The organism is Nocardioides flavescens (assembly GCF_009823805.1).
Lineage (GTDB): Bacteria > Actinomycetota > Actinomycetes > Propionibacteriales > Nocardioidaceae > Nocardioides > Nocardioides flavescens.
The window spans coordinates 204,926-219,965 of sequence record NZ_WUEK01000006.1; the positions used below are offsets into that span (position 1 = coordinate 204,926).

Annotated in this window: 13 protein-coding genes; 6 read left to right on the top strand and 7 right to left on the bottom strand. The window is 72.8% G+C overall.

The window, feature by feature from the left end:
- The first annotated feature begins 52 nt into the window (after positions 1-52).
- Positions 53-1,435: a M24 family metallopeptidase gene (locus GRQ65_RS11695; RefSeq protein WP_160878138.1), complete on the top strand. Its 1,383-nt coding sequence runs from the start codon at positions 53-55 to the stop codon at positions 1,433-1,435.
- Between the two features lie 92 nt (positions 1,436-1,527).
- On the opposite strand, the gene GRQ65_RS11700 is transcribed toward GRQ65_RS11695, so the two are convergent.
- Positions 1,528-2,175, bottom strand: coding sequence for an FCD domain-containing protein (locus tag GRQ65_RS11700; protein WP_160878139.1), 648 nt, complete (start codon positions 2,173-2,175; stop codon positions 1,528-1,530).
- 23 nt (positions 2,176-2,198) lie between these two features.
- Complete coding sequence (locus GRQ65_RS11705) at positions 2,199-2,699, bottom strand: VOC family protein (RefSeq protein WP_160878140.1); 501 nt, start codon at positions 2,697-2,699, stop codon at positions 2,199-2,201.
- An 85-nt stretch (positions 2,700-2,784) separates the two neighbouring features.
- Here GRQ65_RS11705 and GRQ65_RS11710 point away from each other — a divergent pair, with 85 nt between their 5' ends.
- Together GRQ65_RS11710 and GRQ65_RS11715 are read left to right on the top strand one after the other, a co-directional pair.
- The gene (locus GRQ65_RS11710; protein WP_160878141.1) at positions 2,785-4,989 is read left to right on the top strand and encodes a thiamine pyrophosphate-dependent enzyme; all 2,205 of its coding nucleotides are present in this window, start codon (positions 2,785-2,787) and stop codon (positions 4,987-4,989) included.
- Positions 4,990-5,008: 19 nt separating this feature from the next.
- The gene (locus tag GRQ65_RS11715; protein WP_337191666.1) at positions 5,009-6,274 is read left to right on the top strand and encodes a dihydrolipoamide acetyltransferase family protein; all 1,266 of its coding nucleotides are present in this window, start codon (positions 5,009-5,011) and stop codon (positions 6,272-6,274) included.
- Between the two features lie 95 nt (positions 6,275-6,369).
- On the opposite strand, the gene katG is transcribed toward GRQ65_RS11715, so the two are convergent.
- Together katG and GRQ65_RS11725 are read right to left on the bottom strand one after the other, a co-directional pair.
- Positions 6,370-8,646: a catalase/peroxidase HPI gene (katG, locus tag GRQ65_RS11720; RefSeq protein ID WP_160878143.1), complete on the bottom strand. Its 2,277-nt coding sequence runs from the start codon at positions 8,644-8,646 to the stop codon at positions 6,370-6,372.
- A gap of 22 nt (positions 8,647-8,668) precedes the next feature.
- On the bottom strand, positions 8,669-9,106 hold the full coding sequence (locus GRQ65_RS11725; protein ID WP_160878144.1) for a Fur family transcriptional regulator: 438 nt from the start codon (positions 9,104-9,106) through the stop codon (positions 8,669-8,671).
- Positions 9,107-9,283: 177 nt separating this feature from the next.
- On the opposite strand from GRQ65_RS11725, the gene GRQ65_RS11730 reads away from it, so the two are divergent.
- Positions 9,284-10,111, top strand: a complete 828-nt coding sequence (locus GRQ65_RS11730; protein WP_337191667.1) for a glycosyltransferase family 2 protein — start codon at positions 9,284-9,286, stop codon at positions 10,109-10,111.
- A gap of 182 nt (positions 10,112-10,293) precedes the next feature.
- On the opposite strand, the gene GRQ65_RS11735 is transcribed toward GRQ65_RS11730, so the two are convergent.
- Positions 10,294-10,899, bottom strand: coding sequence for a hypothetical protein (locus tag GRQ65_RS11735; protein WP_160878146.1), 606 nt, complete (start codon positions 10,897-10,899; stop codon positions 10,294-10,296).
- On the bottom strand, positions 10,896-11,456 hold the full coding sequence (locus tag GRQ65_RS11740) for an RNA polymerase sigma factor (protein WP_160878147.1): 561 nt from the start codon (positions 11,454-11,456) through the stop codon (positions 10,896-10,898). Before GRQ65_RS11740 ends, GRQ65_RS11735 begins: the two co-directional genes overlap by 4 nt.
- A 142-nt stretch (positions 11,457-11,598) precedes the next feature.
- Between GRQ65_RS11740 and GRQ65_RS11745 the strand changes: the two genes are divergently transcribed.
- On the top strand, positions 11,599-12,252 hold the full coding sequence (locus GRQ65_RS11745; protein ID WP_160878148.1) for a hypothetical protein: 654 nt from the start codon (positions 11,599-11,601) through the stop codon (positions 12,250-12,252).
- A 37-nt stretch (positions 12,253-12,289) separates the two neighbouring features.
- Here GRQ65_RS11745 and GRQ65_RS11750 read toward each other — a convergent pair whose 3' ends face one another.
- Complete coding sequence (locus GRQ65_RS11750) at positions 12,290-13,237, bottom strand: metallophosphoesterase (protein WP_160878149.1); 948 nt, start codon at positions 13,235-13,237, stop codon at positions 12,290-12,292.
- 112 nt (positions 13,238-13,349) lie between these two features.
- Here GRQ65_RS11750 and mptB point away from each other — a divergent pair, with 112 nt between their 5' ends.
- On the top strand, positions 13,350-14,792 hold the full coding sequence (gene mptB, locus GRQ65_RS11755) for a polyprenol phosphomannose-dependent alpha 1,6 mannosyltransferase MptB (RefSeq protein WP_160878150.1): 1,443 nt from the start codon (positions 13,350-13,352) through the stop codon (positions 14,790-14,792).
- Positions 14,793-15,040 lie beyond the last annotated feature (248 nt).

The following is a 15,040-nucleotide window of genomic DNA, read 5'->3' on the forward strand; positions in this document are numbered from 1 at the left end:
AGCCGTCTCCCCGTCACGACCCCGTGCACCAGCACGTCCTGAGAGGACCCCGATGAAGCCCACCGGCACCACCGGCACGACCGCCGTCGACTGGGAGCAGCGCGTCGACTTCGACCGCCTGCGCGACGAGCGGCTCGCCCGCCTGCGCGCCGAGCTCGAGCGCTCCGAGCTCGGGGCGGTGCTGGCCTTCGACTTCTCCAACATCCGCTACATGACCGCGACCCACATCGGCACCTGGGCGATGGACAAGCTGATCCGCTTCAGCCTGCTCACCCGCGGCACCGACCCGATCTCGTGGGACTTCGGCTCCGCCGCCAAGCACCACGCGCTCTACAACCCCTGGCTCGACCGGACCTCCAGCGAGCTCGACGCCGACCCGCACGCGCCGCACCACGGCGCCACCCGGCCGCGGCTCGAGAGCGGCGCCCGGGCCGGCATCTCGACGCTGCGCGGGGCCTTCACCCCCGACGCCGGCATCGCCGAGGAGGTGGCCCGCAAGATCAAGCGCGAGCTGGAGAAGTTCGGCGTCGCCGACCAGCCGCTCGGCATCGACGTCGTCGAGCTGCCGATCCTCTTCGCACTGCAGCAGCAGGGCATCACCGTCGTCGACGGCCAGCAGGTCTTCATGGAGGCCCGGCGGATCAAGACCCACGACGAGATCCGGCTGCTCACCCAGGCCGCCTCGATGGTGGACGCGGCCTATGAGGAGCTGCACCGGTTCCTGCGTCCCGGCGTCCGCGAGAACGAGGCGGTCGGCCTGGTCGCCAAGACGCTCTACGACCTCGGCTCGGAGTACGTCGAGGGCGTCAACGCCATCTCCGGCGAACGCTGCTCGCCGCATCCGCACGTGTTCTCCGACCGGCTGATCCGCCCCGGCGACCCGGCGTTCTTCGACATCCTGCACAGCTTCAACGGCTACCGCACCTGCTACTACCGCACCTTCGCCGTCGGCTCGGCGAGCTCGGCGCAGCGCGACGCCTACACCCGTGCCCGGGAGTACATGGACCGCGCCATCGCCCTGGTGCGACCCGGCGCGACCACCGCCGACATCGTCTCGGTCTGGCCGACCGCGCAGGAGTTCGGCTTCCCCGACGAGGAGGCGGCGTTCGCGCTGCAGTACGGCCACGGCGTCGGGCTGTCGATCTGGGAGAAGCCGATCTTCTCCCGCCTCGTCTCGCTCGAGCACCCGGAGGAGCTGCAGGAGGGGATGGTCTTCGCCCTCGAGACCTACTGGCCCTCCGCCGACGGCTGGGGCGCGGCCCGCATCGAGGAGGAGGTCGTCGTGACCGCCGACGGGTGCGAGGTCATCACGAAGTTCCCCGCCGAGGAGCTCATCGTCGCCGGCAAGCGCTACTTCACCGTCGACGGCGCCCTGCCGCTCCAGCGCGACCCCCAGTCGCACCTCAACACCACCTGGGGCCGCGGCGAGGCGTGACGGCGGCCGCCGGTGGTTGAGGAAGGACGAAGTCCTGTCTCGAAACCACCTCTACGGCATGAGTGGTTTCGAGACGGTCCTGGCGGACCTCCTCAACCACCGGTGCTCAGCAGGTCACCGTGCTCGAGCAGGGCGACCTTGGTGCGCCGGATGTGCAGGCTGAGCACGTGGGCCGCGACGTCGCCGTCGCGGCGGCGCAGGGCCTCGAGGAGCAGCTCGTGCTCGGCCGAGATGACCCACGAGCCCTGGCTGCCGGCGAGGCGGGCGAAGGCGCGGCGGTAGGGCTGGGTGGTGTCCCACAGGCGGGCGATGATCGCGGAGAGCTGCGTCTCGCTCGACCCGGCGTACGACGTCCAGTGGAAGCGGCGGTCGAGGTCGAGGAAGGTCTCGACGTCGTCGGTCGCGGCGATCTCGTCCTGGGTGGTGCGCATGGCGTCGAGGTGCTCGTCGGTGAGGCCGGGCAGGCTGTCGAGGAGCAGCAGCGGCTCGATCCGCTCGCGGATCTCGTAGGACAGCTCGAGGTCGCGGCGGCTCATGCTGGCCACCCACGCCCCCGCGTTGGCCCGCAGCGTCACGAGGCCGCGCTGCTCCAGGATGCGCAACGCCTCGCGCACGGGGATGCGGCTCGCGGACAGGTCAGCGGCCAGCTCGTCCTGGGTGATGCGTTGCCCCGGGGCGAGCTCGCCGCGCAGGATCCGCCCGGCGAGGACGTCGGCGATCCGCTGACTGGTGGTGCTCACGGGACCCTCACCAGGTCACGCTCTCACCGGTACGGCGCGGGGTCGCGGTCGACGGCGCGTCCCTCGGGGTAGGACACCAGCTCGAACTGCATGCCCCAGGGCGCGCGGAAGTAGACCCACCGCTGACCGAGGTGCGCCCCACCGCTGGTGACGGGCGACCCCATCACCTCGACGCCGGCGGCCCGCAGCGCCTCGACCGCGGCGTCGAGGTCGTCGACGTAGAACGCCACGTGGTGCCCGCCGACGTCGCTGTTGCGCGGGGGAGCGGACGCCTGGTCGGGGGCGTCGTAGGCGAACAGCTCGAAGACGGTGGATCCGATCGCGAAGAAGCGGATCTCGGCGATCGCCGCCCGGTCGTCGACCCCGAGGTGCTCGCTCATCCACGTGCCCTCGCCCTCGCGCCGTCCGAGGCGGTAGCGGTACGTCGCGCCGAGCACGTCGACGAGGAACCGGTGGGCCTCGTCGAGGTCGGGGACGGTGAAGCCGACGTGGTCGACGGCGCGGACGCCGGGCAGGACGGGCATCGAACTCTCCTCGCGGTTGCAATGGATCCAATCAGACCCTAGCGTGTGCTGTGTTCAGTGTCACTGCACGCCGCAGGAGGTCCCCGTGCCCGACCGTCGTCCCCTCACCCCAGCCGCGCCCTGGGTGGAGCTCACGCTCAGCCCTGAGGAGCGAGGCGCGGTCGACCCGTCCGTCGCCCTGACGCTGCTCGGCCGGGCACAGTGGATCCGATCCTTCGAGGAGTACGTCCTCGAGCTCGCCGGCAAGGGGCTCGTCCACGGCCCGGCGCACTCGAGCATCGGCCAGGAGGGCGGCGCCGTCGGCTCCGTGCTGCCGTTGCGCTCCGACGACCACGTGAGCGGCTCGCACCGCGGTCACCACCAGTTCCTGGCCAAGGCGTTCGGCCACGTCGCCGAGGGGCGGGCGGAGGGCTTGCCCGAGCTCCCCGAGCTCACCGCCGACGTGCGCACCGTCCTGCGCCGCACCCTCGCCGAGATCTGCGGTCTGGCCGAGGGCTACTGCCGCGGCCGCGGCGGCTCGATGCACCTGCAGTGGCGCGAGGCCGGCGCGATGGGCACCAACGCGATCGTCGGCGGCGGTGTGCCCCAGGCCGCCGGTTCGGCGTACGCCATGCGCCACGCCGGCACCGACGCGGTCAGCGTGACCTACTTCGGCGACGGCGCGGTCAACATCGGCTCGGTGCTGGAGACCCTCAACCTCGCCGCGGCGTGGAAGCTGCCGGTCTGCTTCTTCATCGAGAACAACCAGTACGCCGTCTCGACGCCCGTCTCCGCCGTCACGGCCGAGACCCGGCTCTCGGCCCGCGGCCTCGGCTTCGGCATCCCGAGCTGGAGCGTCGACGGGATGGACCCGCTCGCGGTGCACGCCGCCATGAGCGAGGCCGTCGACCACATGCGCGCCGGCCACGGCCCGACGATCGTCGAGGCCGAGGTCTACCGCTACTTCCACCAGAACGGCCCCTACCCGGGCAGCGCCTTCGGCTACCGCGACAAGGCCGAGGAGGCCGCCTGGCGCGAGCGCGACCCGATCGCCCGGCTCCGCGCCGAGGCGGTCGAGCGGGGGCTCGCCACCACCCAGGAGCTCGACGCCGCGGCGGCGCTGGCCGAGCAGACCATGCGCGAGATCGGCGACGAGCTGCTCGAGCCGGTCCCCGGCGGCAAGCCCGACGAACGCCGCATCCGCCCGGCCCTGTGGCCGCGCACCGACTTCGTCGACGTCGGCGTGCGCGGCGACCTGTCCGAGCTGGAGGGCGTGCGCACCGCCGAGCTCGAGGACCACGACCAGACGACCGAGCGCCGCTTCATCGACGTGGCCAGCGAGGTGGTCGCGCGCCGCATGGAGCTCGACGAGTCCGTCGTCGTGCTCGGCGAGGACGTCGACGGCCTCAAGGGCGGCACCAACGGCGCGACCCGCGCACCGCTCGAGGAGTTCCCCGACCGGGTCCTCGGGACCCCGATCAGCGAGAACGCCTTCACCGGCATGGCGGGCGGCATGGCCCTCGACGGCCGGGTGCGCCCGGTCGTGGAGTTCATGTACGCCGACTTCATGTGGGTCGCGGCCGACCAGCTCTTCAACCAGGTCGCCAAGGCGCGCCACATGTTCGGCGGCGACAGCGCCGTGCCGTTCGTGCTGCGCAGCAAGCTCGCCGCCGGCACCGGCTACGGCTCCCAGCACTCGATGGACCCCGCCGGCGTGCTCACCACCGCGCCCGGGCTGCGCGTGGTCGCGCCGTCGACGCCCTACGACTACGTCGGGCTGATGAACACCGCGCTCACCTGCGACGACCCGGTCGTCGTGCTCGAGCACGTCGACCTCTACCCGACCACCGGGCCCGTGCCGGTCGACGACCTCGACTACCACCTGCCCGTCGGGCGGGCCGCCGTACGACGGCGCGGCGACCAGCTCACCGTCATCAGCTACCTCTCGATGGTCGGCCACTGCGCCGAGGCCCTCGACCGGGTGCCCGAGCTCGAGGCCGACCTGGTCGACCTGCGTTGGCTCGACCGCGCCTCGCTCGACTGGGAGACCATCGAGGAGAGCGTGCGCCGCACCAACCGCGTGCTCATCGTCGAGCAGGGCGCCGTCGGCACGTCGTACGGCGGGTGGCTGGGCGACGAGATCAGCCGGCGGCTCTTCGACTGGCTCGACGCGCCCGTCGAGCGCGTCCACGGCGCGACCGCGTCGCCCAGCATCAGCAAGGTCCTCGAGCGGGCGGCCATCGCCCGCACCGAGGAGGTCGTGACCGCGCTGCGCTCGATCGCGGCCGAGCTGTCCGGGACGGGTGAGTGACGTGGCGCAGCTGCTGAGGGTGCCTGAGGTCGCCGCCGGCGCGACCGAGGTCGTGCTGTCGGAGTGGCTCGTCGTCGAGGGCGCGGAGGCGTCGGCCGGTGAGCCGGTCGCCGTCGTCGAGACCGACAAGGCGACCGTCGAGGTCGAGTCGGACGCCAGCGGCGTGCTGCTGCGCGCGCTGGTCTCCCCGGGAGCGGTCGTCGCCGTCGGCGCGCCGATGGCCCTGGTCGGTGCCCGTGCCGACGTGGGGGAGGAGGACCGGCTGCTGGCCGAGCTGGGCGTGGAGGCGTCGGCGCCCGAGCAGCCCGCCGCGCCGCGGCGCGACCTACCGGCCGAGGAGGCGGAGTCGCCGACCCCCGAGGCCGCCGAGGTGCCGACGGCACCCGACCCGGTCGAGACGCCGTCGAGCACCGCGCCGCGCCGCATCTTCATCTCGCCGCTGGCCCGCAAGCTGCTGAAGCAGGCGGGGCTCGGGCCCGAGGACGTGCGCGGCACCGGCCCGCACGGCCGGATCACCCGGCGCGACGCCGACGCGGCCATCGCGGCGCACCGGGAGGCGCCGGCCCCCACCGCGCCCGCGCCCGCACCCTCATCTGCACCCGAGGTCGCGGGGGAGCGCGAGCCCCACACCCGGCTGCGCCGGGCCGTCGCAGCGCGGCTCACCCAGAGCAAGCGCGACGTGCCGCACTTCTACCTCAAGCGCACGGCACTCATCGACGACCTGCTCGCCTTCCGGGCCCAGGTCAACGCCCACGCGCCGGTCAAGATCTCGGTCAACGACCTCGTGGTGCGGGCCGTCGGGCTCGCCCACGTCGCCGTGCCCGAGGTCAACGCGATCTGGACCGAGGACGCGACCGTCCGGCTCCCGTCGGTCGACGTCGCCGTCGCCGTCGCCTCCGAGCGCGGCCTCGTCACCCCCGTGGTGCGCGACGTCCAGGACCGCACGCTGACCTCCATCTCGAGCGCGGTGCGCGACCTCGCGACGCGGGCCGACGCGGGTCGGCTGCAGCAGTCCGAGCTCGAGGGCGGCTCGATCACCGTCACCAACCTCGGGATGTACGGCGTGGAGGAGTTCGCGGCGATCATCAACCCGCCGCAGTCGTGCATCCTCGCGGTCGGTGCGGGCCGGCAGGCGCCGGTCGTGCGCGACGGCGAGCTCGCGGTCGCCACCCAGCTCGGCCTGGTGCTCTCCGTCGACCACCGCGTCATCGACGGTGCGCTCGCCGCCCGCTGGCTCGGTGCGCTCGTCGAGCTGCTCGAGCAGCCGGTCCGCCTCGTCGTCTGACCCGCCGGCCCGACCACACCGCCGTACGCCGGAGCCCCGGCCGCCGACAGGCGACCGGGGCTCCGGTGTCGTGCTGGGTGCGCTGCTGAGCTGGGTCAGCTGTGCAGGTCGTAGCGGTCGTTCTCCATGACCTTGACCCAGGCGGCGACGAAGTCGGAGACGAACTTCTCCTTCGCGTCGTCGCTCGCGTAGACCTCGGCGAGCGCCCGCAGCTGCGAGTTGGAGCCGAAGACCAGGTCCACGGCGGTCGCGGTGCGGGTGACCTCGTCGGAGCCGGTGGCGCGGCCCTCGTAGACGTGCTCCTCGTGACCGGCCTTCCACTGCGTGCCGGGGGCGAGCAGCTCGACGAAGAAGTCGTTGGTCAGCGCACCGGTCTCGCCGAACACACCGTGCTTCGCACCGCCGCGGTTGGCGCCGAGGGCCCGGAGGCCACCGACCAGGACGGTCATCTCCGGCGCGGTCAGGTTGAGCATGTACGCGCGGTCGACGAGCAGCTTCTCGGGGATCAGCTTCTCGCCGGTGCGGACGTAGTTGCGGAACCCGTCGGCCCGCGGCTCGAGCACCGCGAACGACTCGACGTCGGTCTGCTCCTGCGTCGCGTCGGTGCGGCCGGGGTGGAACGGCACGGTCACGTCGTGACCGGCTGCCTTCGCGGCCTGCTCGACGGCGGCGGAGCCCGCGAGCACGATCAGGTCGGCGATCGAGACCTGCGCACCGCCCGCGCCGTTGAACCGCTCCTGGATCGCGGTCAGGGCGTCGACGACCTCGTCGATCTCGGCGGCGTCGTTGACCTCCCAGCTGCGCTGGGGCTCGAGGCGGATGCGGGCACCGTTGGCGCCTCCGCGACGGTCGGTGTAGCGGAACGACGCGGCCGAGGCCCACGCGGTGCGGATGAGCTTGTCAGCCGCGACCCCGCTGTCGAGGATCTCCTGCTTCAGCGAGGCGACGTCGGCGTCGGAGACGAGCTCGCCCTCGACGGCGGGCACCGGGTCCTGCCACAGCTGCGGCTCGGCGACCCAGGGGCCGAGGAACCGGGTGACCGGGCCCATGTCGCGGTGCAGCAGCTTGTACCACGCCTTGGCGAAGGCCAGCGCGAACTCGTCGGGGTGCTCGAGGAACCGGCGCGAGATCTTCTCGTACGTCGGGTCGACGCGCAGCGCGACGTCCGTGACGAGCATGGTCGGCTTGTGCTTCTTCTCCGGGTCGTAGGCGTCGGGCACGATCTCGTCGGCGTCGACGGCCACGAACTGCTTGGCGCCACCGGGGCTGGTGGTCAGCTCCCACTCGTGGGCGAAGAGCAGCTCGAAGTAGCGGTTGCTCCACTCGGTCGGGCGGTCGGTCCAGGTGACCTCGAGCCCGCTGGTGATGGTGTCGGGGCCCTTGCCGGAGCCGTAGGTGCTGAGCCAGCCGAGGCCCTGCGCCTCGAGGTCGGCACCCTCGGGCTCGGGACCGACGTGGTCGTCGGCGATGCCGGCGCCGTGGGTCTTGCCGAAGGTGTGGCCGCCCGCGATCAGCGCGACGGTCTCCTCGTCGTTCATCGCCATCCGGCCGAAGGTCTCGCGGATGAAGTACGCCGCGGCCTTGGCGTCACCGGAGCCGCGCGGGCCCTCGGGGTTGACGTAGATCAGGCCCATCTCGGTGGCGCCGACGTCGGGCACCATCTCCTGGTCGCCGCTGTAGCGCTCGTCGCCGAGCCAGGTGTCCTCGGGGCCCCAGTAGATCTCCTCGGGCTCCCAGACGTCCTCGCGGCCGAAGCCGAAGCCGAAGGTCTCGAAGCCCATGGACTCGAGCGAGACGTTGCCGGCGAGCACCAGCAGGTCGGCCCAGGAGACCTTCTGGCCCCACTTCTTCTTGACCGGCCAGAGCAGGCGGCGGGCCTTGTCGAGGTTGGCGTTGTCGGGCCAGCTGTTGAGCGGGGCGAAGCGCTGCGAGCCGTCACCCGCGCCGCCGCGGCCGTCGTGGATGCGGTAGGTGCCGGCGGCGTGCCAGCTGAGGCGGATCATCAGCCCGCCGTAGTGGCCGAAGTCGGCGGGCCACCAGTCCTGCGAGGTGGTCAGCACCTCGGTGACGTCGCGCTTGAGCTCCTCGACGTCGACCTCCGCGAACGCCGCGGCGTAGTCGAAGTCCTCACCCAGCGGGTCACCCTTGCTGGAGTGGGCGTGGAGGACCGAGAGGTCGAGGGCGTTGGGCCACCAGTCCTGGATCGTGCGCGGACGGCCGCCGGTGTGGGGGGTCGGCGAGTCGATCGCCGGGTTCTCGCTCTCGCTGCCGTGGGCGGTGACGCCGTGGGCGACGGGGCACCCCGCCGCCTCCTTGCGGTCGACGCCCTGCGCGCTGGCGTGCGGGGCGTTGGGGTCCTGGCTGTCGGTCATGGGCAACCTTTCCGGGTCTGGATCACTGCAGGTCACTGGCTGCGGTCGTGCACCGGGGGCAGCGCCCCCAGTAGATGACCTCGGCTTCGTCGATGACGAAGCCGGCGTCGTTGGTCGCCGTGAGGCAGGGAGCCTCGCCCACGGCGCAGTCCACGTCGGCGATCTCGCCGCAGCTGCGGCACACGACGTGGTGGTGGTTGTCGCCGACCCGCGACTCGTAGCGGGCCACCGAGTCGGCCGGCTGGATGCGGCGCACGAGTCCGGCGCCGGTCAGCGCCTTCAGCACGTCGTAGACGGCCTGGTGCGAGACGTCGCCGGACTCGGCGCGCACGGCGGCGATCAGGGTGTCGGTGTCGGCGTGCGGCAGCGCGTGCACCGCGGCGAGAACGGCGAGCCGCGGGCGGGTCACGCGCAGGTCGGCCGAGCGCAGCAGCCGCTCGAGGTCGACCGTGGCGGGCATGGTTCGACCCTGACACCTCTTCTTGAGTCAGTCAAGAAAAGACTCCTGAGAATTGCGGGTGCGACCCCGAGGCCCGCGGTCTGGACCAGGTGTGGGGGTGGGGTGGCGCGGGGCATGGTGTCCGTGCCGGGGGGCGGTGGGGTCCCTCGCGCGTCAGACGCCAGACGGGGGACTCCAGTGGACCGCAGCCAGACCGAGCCGGACATCACGGTCATCGTCCCGACCCTCAACGAGGCGGCCAACCTCGAGGTCGTCCTGCCGGAGCTCGAGGAGGTCCTCGACCGGCTCCCGGGCGAGCACGAGGTGATCGTGGTCGACGGCGGCTCGGTGGACGACACCGTGGCCACCGCGCACGCGGTGCTGCCGGACGCCGAGGTCGTCGAGCAGGCCCGCGCCGGCAAGGGCAACGCGGTCGCGACCGGTCTCGAGCACGCCGAGGGCGACGTCGTGGTGATGTTCGACGCCGACGGCAGCGCGGACCCGGAGGAGATCCCGGCGTTCGTCGAGGCCCTCGTCGAGGGCGCCGACTTCGCCAAGGGCAGCCGCTTCACCGAGGGCGGCGGCAGCAGCGACATCACCCCGGTGCGCCGCGCCGGCAACGCCGCGCTCAACACCGTGGCCAACACGGCGTTCGGCACCGAGTTCACCGACCTGTGCTACGGCTACAACGCGTTCTGGGCCGACATGACGCCCGTCCTCGACCTGCCCGACGCGAGCACGCCCGCCGAGCCCGGCGAGCCCGAGATGGTGTGGGGCGACGGCTTCGAGATCGAGACGCTCATCAATGTCCGGATGGCCGCCTCGGGCGCCGAGATCACCGAGGTGCCCAGCGTCGAGCGTGACCGCATCCACGGCGAGAGCAACCTGCACGCGGTCCGCGACGGCCTGCGCGTCCTCCGCACGATCATCGTCGAGCGGATGCGCCTCAGCGCCGGCAAGATGGTCGCCGCCCCTCGCGCCCGCCGCGCCCGCCGCGCCGCCCTCCGCGAGACCACCGCCGCCTGAGCGGACTTCGGTGGTCGAGGAGGTCAGCTGCGCCGGTGGTTGAGGAGGTCGCGCTAGCGACCGTCTCGGTCGGTGGTTGAGGAGGTTGCACAGCTTCCGTCTCGAAACCACGTCCATCGTCGGCGGTTTCAAGACAGGACTTCGTCCTTCCTCAACCACCGGTGTGGCCAGCCTGAGCAGCCTCAGACCGAGGGCAGGTCGGCCCGCAGCACCGGGGTCCCGGCGGCCGTGCGCAGCTCGATGGCGCGTACGTCGGCCCGCAGTGGCGCGGCGTTGAAGCGGCACCGCATGAGCACGCCCGCGACCGCCAGCAGCGAGCCCGCGCCCACCTCGCCCCCGACGGTCTCGAAGACCACGTCGTAGGCCGTGCCCGCCTCGAGGTCGCTGAGGTCGACGACGAGCTCGGTGCCCCAGGTGTGGTTGATCAGCGACGAGGCGCTGACGGTGCCGGCCGGGTCGGTCAGCGGAGCGAACGCGATCGACTCCATCGGGACCGGTGAGGCCGTGGGCCCCTCGTCGGTGCGGACGTCGTGCAGCAGGTAGCCCGCGACGCCGCCCACCCCGGCCGCGAGGCCGCCCAGCAGTGCGCGCCGTCCGGGCCGCAGTCGTGTCGGGGCGGGTGCCATCGCCGCCGCGGCGGCGCGGACGGACTCGACGCGCTCGGGTGGAGGCGTCGCAGCGGGATCGTGTCCCAACGCGCGGCCCAGCTCTCCCAGCAGTGCTGACTCGTCGTTCTCGGTGGGCCCCTCGGCGTCCGACCCCGCGGCGTACCGCTCGTCGTCACTCACGCCATCAGCCCCTCGTACTCGGTGCGCAGCCGGGCCAGGGCCCGTGACTGCGCCATGCGGACCGCTCCGGCACGTCGCCCTGTCAGTGCCCCGACCTGCTCCGCCCCCAACCCGCCGAGCACCCTCAGCTCGAGCAGGTCGCGGTCCGCCTCGGAGAGCCGGTGGAAGGCGCGCGCCAGCAGCCGGCTCTGCTCGCCCTGCACCGCGACCGCCTCGGGCTCGGTGTGCGCCGGAGCCGTCTCGGTCACCAGCACGGCGGGGTCGGTGGTGCGCTGGCGCGCACCGGCGCGGTAGGTCTCCAGCACGACGTTGCGCGCGATCCCGAACAACCACCCCTGCAGGCCCGCGTCGGTGCGCTCGTACCTCGCGATCGAGCCGATGGCGCGCAGCATCGTCTCGCTGACGGCCTCCTCGGCCTGCTCGTGGGTCGCGAGCCGGTGGCGGGCGTAGGCGATCAGCCGCGGGTAGGCCCGCCGGTAGACCAGCTCCCACGCGTCCGGGTCGCCCGCGCGGGCGCGGTCGACCAGGCGCCTCTCGTCGGCCGGGTCGTCGTCCATCGGTGGTGCATGAGCCACGGCCGTGGTTCGTCACAGGTCGTCCGCCGGATCGGTGTGTGACGTTCGGCGCCCTCGTGCCATGCAGGGGTGCAGCACTCTCCAGCGCGCGCCGCTCCGAGGCCGCGCCGACGAAGGGTCCACCATGAAGAAGCCCAGCCCGTCCATCATCGTCTCCTCCGCCGCGCTCCTCGTCGCGCTCGGCGGCACGTCGTACGCCGCCGTGCAGGTGACCGGCAAGGACATCAAGAACGGGACGATCACCACGAAGGACGTCAAGAACAACAGCCTGACCGGCCGCGACATCAAGAACGGCTCCATCAAGGGCAAGGACCTCAAGCCGGGCACGATCCCCACCGGCGCGCGCTGGGCGCTGGTCAACGCGGCGGGTCAGATCGAGGCCCAGTCGGGCGGCTTCAACGTCGTCAGCGCCTACCCGACGCTCGCGCCGACCGCGACCGACGCCCAGGGCCTGCGTGCCAACGGCAACGTCTACATCGACGCGGGCGAGCCGCTCGGCAACAACGCGATCACGGCCCAGATCGTGCTGCAGAACACCGTCGACCAGAACGGCGACGGCGTCACCAACGGTCGCGGTGCCGGCACCAACCCGGAGTTCTCCGGCGAGATCTCCGTCAGCCAGTGCGGCACCCCGATCACGGCGTGCGCCCCGGCCGGCACCGCCGTGCCCAACGTGTTCGCCGTGAGCCCGCGCCTGAGCGACGGCAGCGTGACCACCGGGGACAACCGCAAGCGCTTCTACGTCGTCGTCATCGGCGACTCGAGCGACCGCTCCTGAGCTACGGCTCGTAGCCGCCGCGCGACCGGGGTCGGTCTCAGCCCCGGTCGCGCGGCGAGTGGTCCTCGTGGACGCTGTTGAAGTCGGAGTCCTTGCGGGCGAACATGTCGTGCCGCTCGGCCCACGACAGCGCCTCGACCTCCGCGCGCACGTCGGACGGGAAGCCGGACACCTCGGGGACGTCGGCCAGCGGCACGACCGTGTGGACGATCCGGTCGTCGTAGACGTGGCACATCGTGAACGACTGGTGGCCGTCGACCCCGGAGATGAACCGCTGCAGCGGCGCGGGGTCGGAGACGTAGCAGGACGCCGAGGCGACCGAGACCGGCACGCCGTCGGCGAAGGTGCTGTAGGACGAGTAGTGGAAGTGCCCGCCCAGCACCTGGCGCACGTCGGTGCCGCGCACGACCTCGGCCAGCCGGTGCTGGTCGTGCAGCTCGATGACGGCGTTGACCTCGACCATCGGCACGGGGATCGGCGGATGGTGCATCGCGAGCACCGTGCCGTGCTCGGCCGGCTCGGAGAGCACGTCGGCCAGCCCCGACAGCTGGTCGTCGGAGAGCTCACCGTGGTGCCACCCCGGCACCGTCGTGTCCAGCGCGACGAGGCGAAGACCGCCCAGGTCGTGCACGCGGTCGAGCGGCCGCTCGGGGTCCGTGTCCTCACCCCAGAGCCCCCGGGCGAACGGCGCCCGCTCGTCGTGGTTGCCCATCACCCACACGACCTCGGCGCCCATCTCGGCCGCCGCCGGCTCGACGAGCTCGCGCAGGCAGTCGTAGGCCTCGGGATCGGCGCGGTCGGCCAGGTCCCCGGTGAAGACGAGGGCGTCCGGGCGGCGCTCGAGCCGGGAGAGGCGCGCGAGGGCGAGCCGGAGCCCGGCCACGGGGTCGACCACGCCGTACTGGCGGACCCCGTCGGGGAGCAGGTGGACGTCGCTCAGGTGGGCGATCGAGAAGCGGGGTGCGGGGTGCTGGCCGTACTGCACGCGAGGACGCTAGGGCATCCGCTGGAGGGTGGGCCAGCCTGTTCAGCCTGCGTTCAGCCGGCGGTCCGGCGAGCGACCCGTGTCGGTGGCGCACCGCGCCTAGCCTCCCGATGTGCTCACCCGCGGTGTCGTCGGCAGCGTGCTCGTGCTGGCCGGTGGCCTGGTCGTGTCCACGCTGCCCTGGAGCACCCCGGTGCTGCACTGGGGCGGGTTCGGCGAGCTGCTGCGCACGCTGCGCGGCCACGAGCTGACCCGGGTCGCCGCCCTGCTCGTCGTGCTGAGCGGGCTGGCCCTGCTCGCCTCGGCCTGGCTGCGGCTGTGCCGGTGGGTCGCGACCGGGCCGGTCGGTGCCCTGGAGGACGTGCGGTTCGCGACGCTGGTGTGGAGCGCGCCGCTGGTGCTGGCCCCGCCGCTGTTCTCGCGCGACGGCTGGTCCTACGCCGCGCAGGGGATGCTCGCCCACCTCGGCATCTCGCCCTACGAGCACGGACCCGGGGTGCTGACGGGGCCGGTCGTCCAGGCCGTCGACCCCATGTGGATGCACACCCACACGCCGTACGGCCCGCTGCCTCTGGTCTTCGGCGAGGTGTTCGCCGCGCAGACCGGCAACCCGTGGCTGCTCGTCACCGGCCACCGCGCCGTGGCCCTGCTCGGCCTGGTGATGCTGGCCTGGGCGGTGCCCCGTCTGGCGCGCTGGTGCGGAGCCGACCCCGCCCTCGCCTCGGCGCTGGTGCTCGCCTCGCCCCTCATGGTCGCCAACGGGGTCGCCGGGCTGCACAACGACCTGCTGATGGTCGGTCTGATGGCCTGCGCCCTCGTCCTCGCCGCCGAGCACGGCTGGGCGTGGGGCGCGGCCCTCGGCGGGCTCGCCGCCGCCGTCAAGGTGCCGGGCGGCGTCGTCTGCATCGGCGTCGTCCTGGTCTCGCTGCCCGTCGCGGCGGGGCTGCGCGCCCGGCTGCGGCGTACGACGGGCGTCGCGGTCGTCGCGCTCGGCACCCTGCTCGGGCTCGGCGTGGTCAGCGGCCTCGGCCACGGCTGGGTCGAGGGGCTGACGGTGCCGGGCGTCATCAACACCCCGCTGTCGCTGACGACCGTCGTGGGTGGTCTCGGTGACCTCGGGGCCCGGCTGGTGGGCCTCGGCACCGACCCGGCGACGTTCCGCGACCTCGCCCGCACGCTCGGCAGCGTCGTCGCCGTCGGCGTCGCCGGCTGGGTGGCGCTGCGCTGGGACACCGGCCGCCGCGACCGCGCCGTCGCCGCCGTCGCGCTCGTGACCGGCGCCCTCGTGCTGACCAGCCCGGTGGTGCACCTGTGGTACCTGCTGTGGACCGTCCCGTTCTTCGCGGTCCAGGCCCTCACCCGGCGCAGCGCCGCGGCCGTCGTCGCGGTCTCGGTCGTGGCCGGGATGGTCTCCCCGCTCGACTCCTCGCTGCGCGGCGCCTGGCTCGCCATCGCCATGGGCAGCGTCGCCGTCGCCGCCGTGCTGCCGTTCCTGCTGCTCACCCCCGGCGCCCGCGAGCGGGTCTCCCGGCTCTCGGAGCGGCTGCCGATCTGACGCAGAGGTGGCTTCGAGACGGCCGTAGCCGGCCTCCTCGACCACCGCGCCGGTGGTTGGGGAAGGACGAAGCCCTGTCTCGAAACCACTCAGCCGCAACGAGGGAGGTTTCGAGACGGCCGTAGCCGGCCTCCTCGACCACCGGTCGCGACGAGTGGCCTCGAGACGGCCGTAGCCGGCCTCCTCGACCACCGCGCCGGTGGTTGAGGAAGGACGGAGTCCTGTCTCGAAACCACTCAGCCGCAACG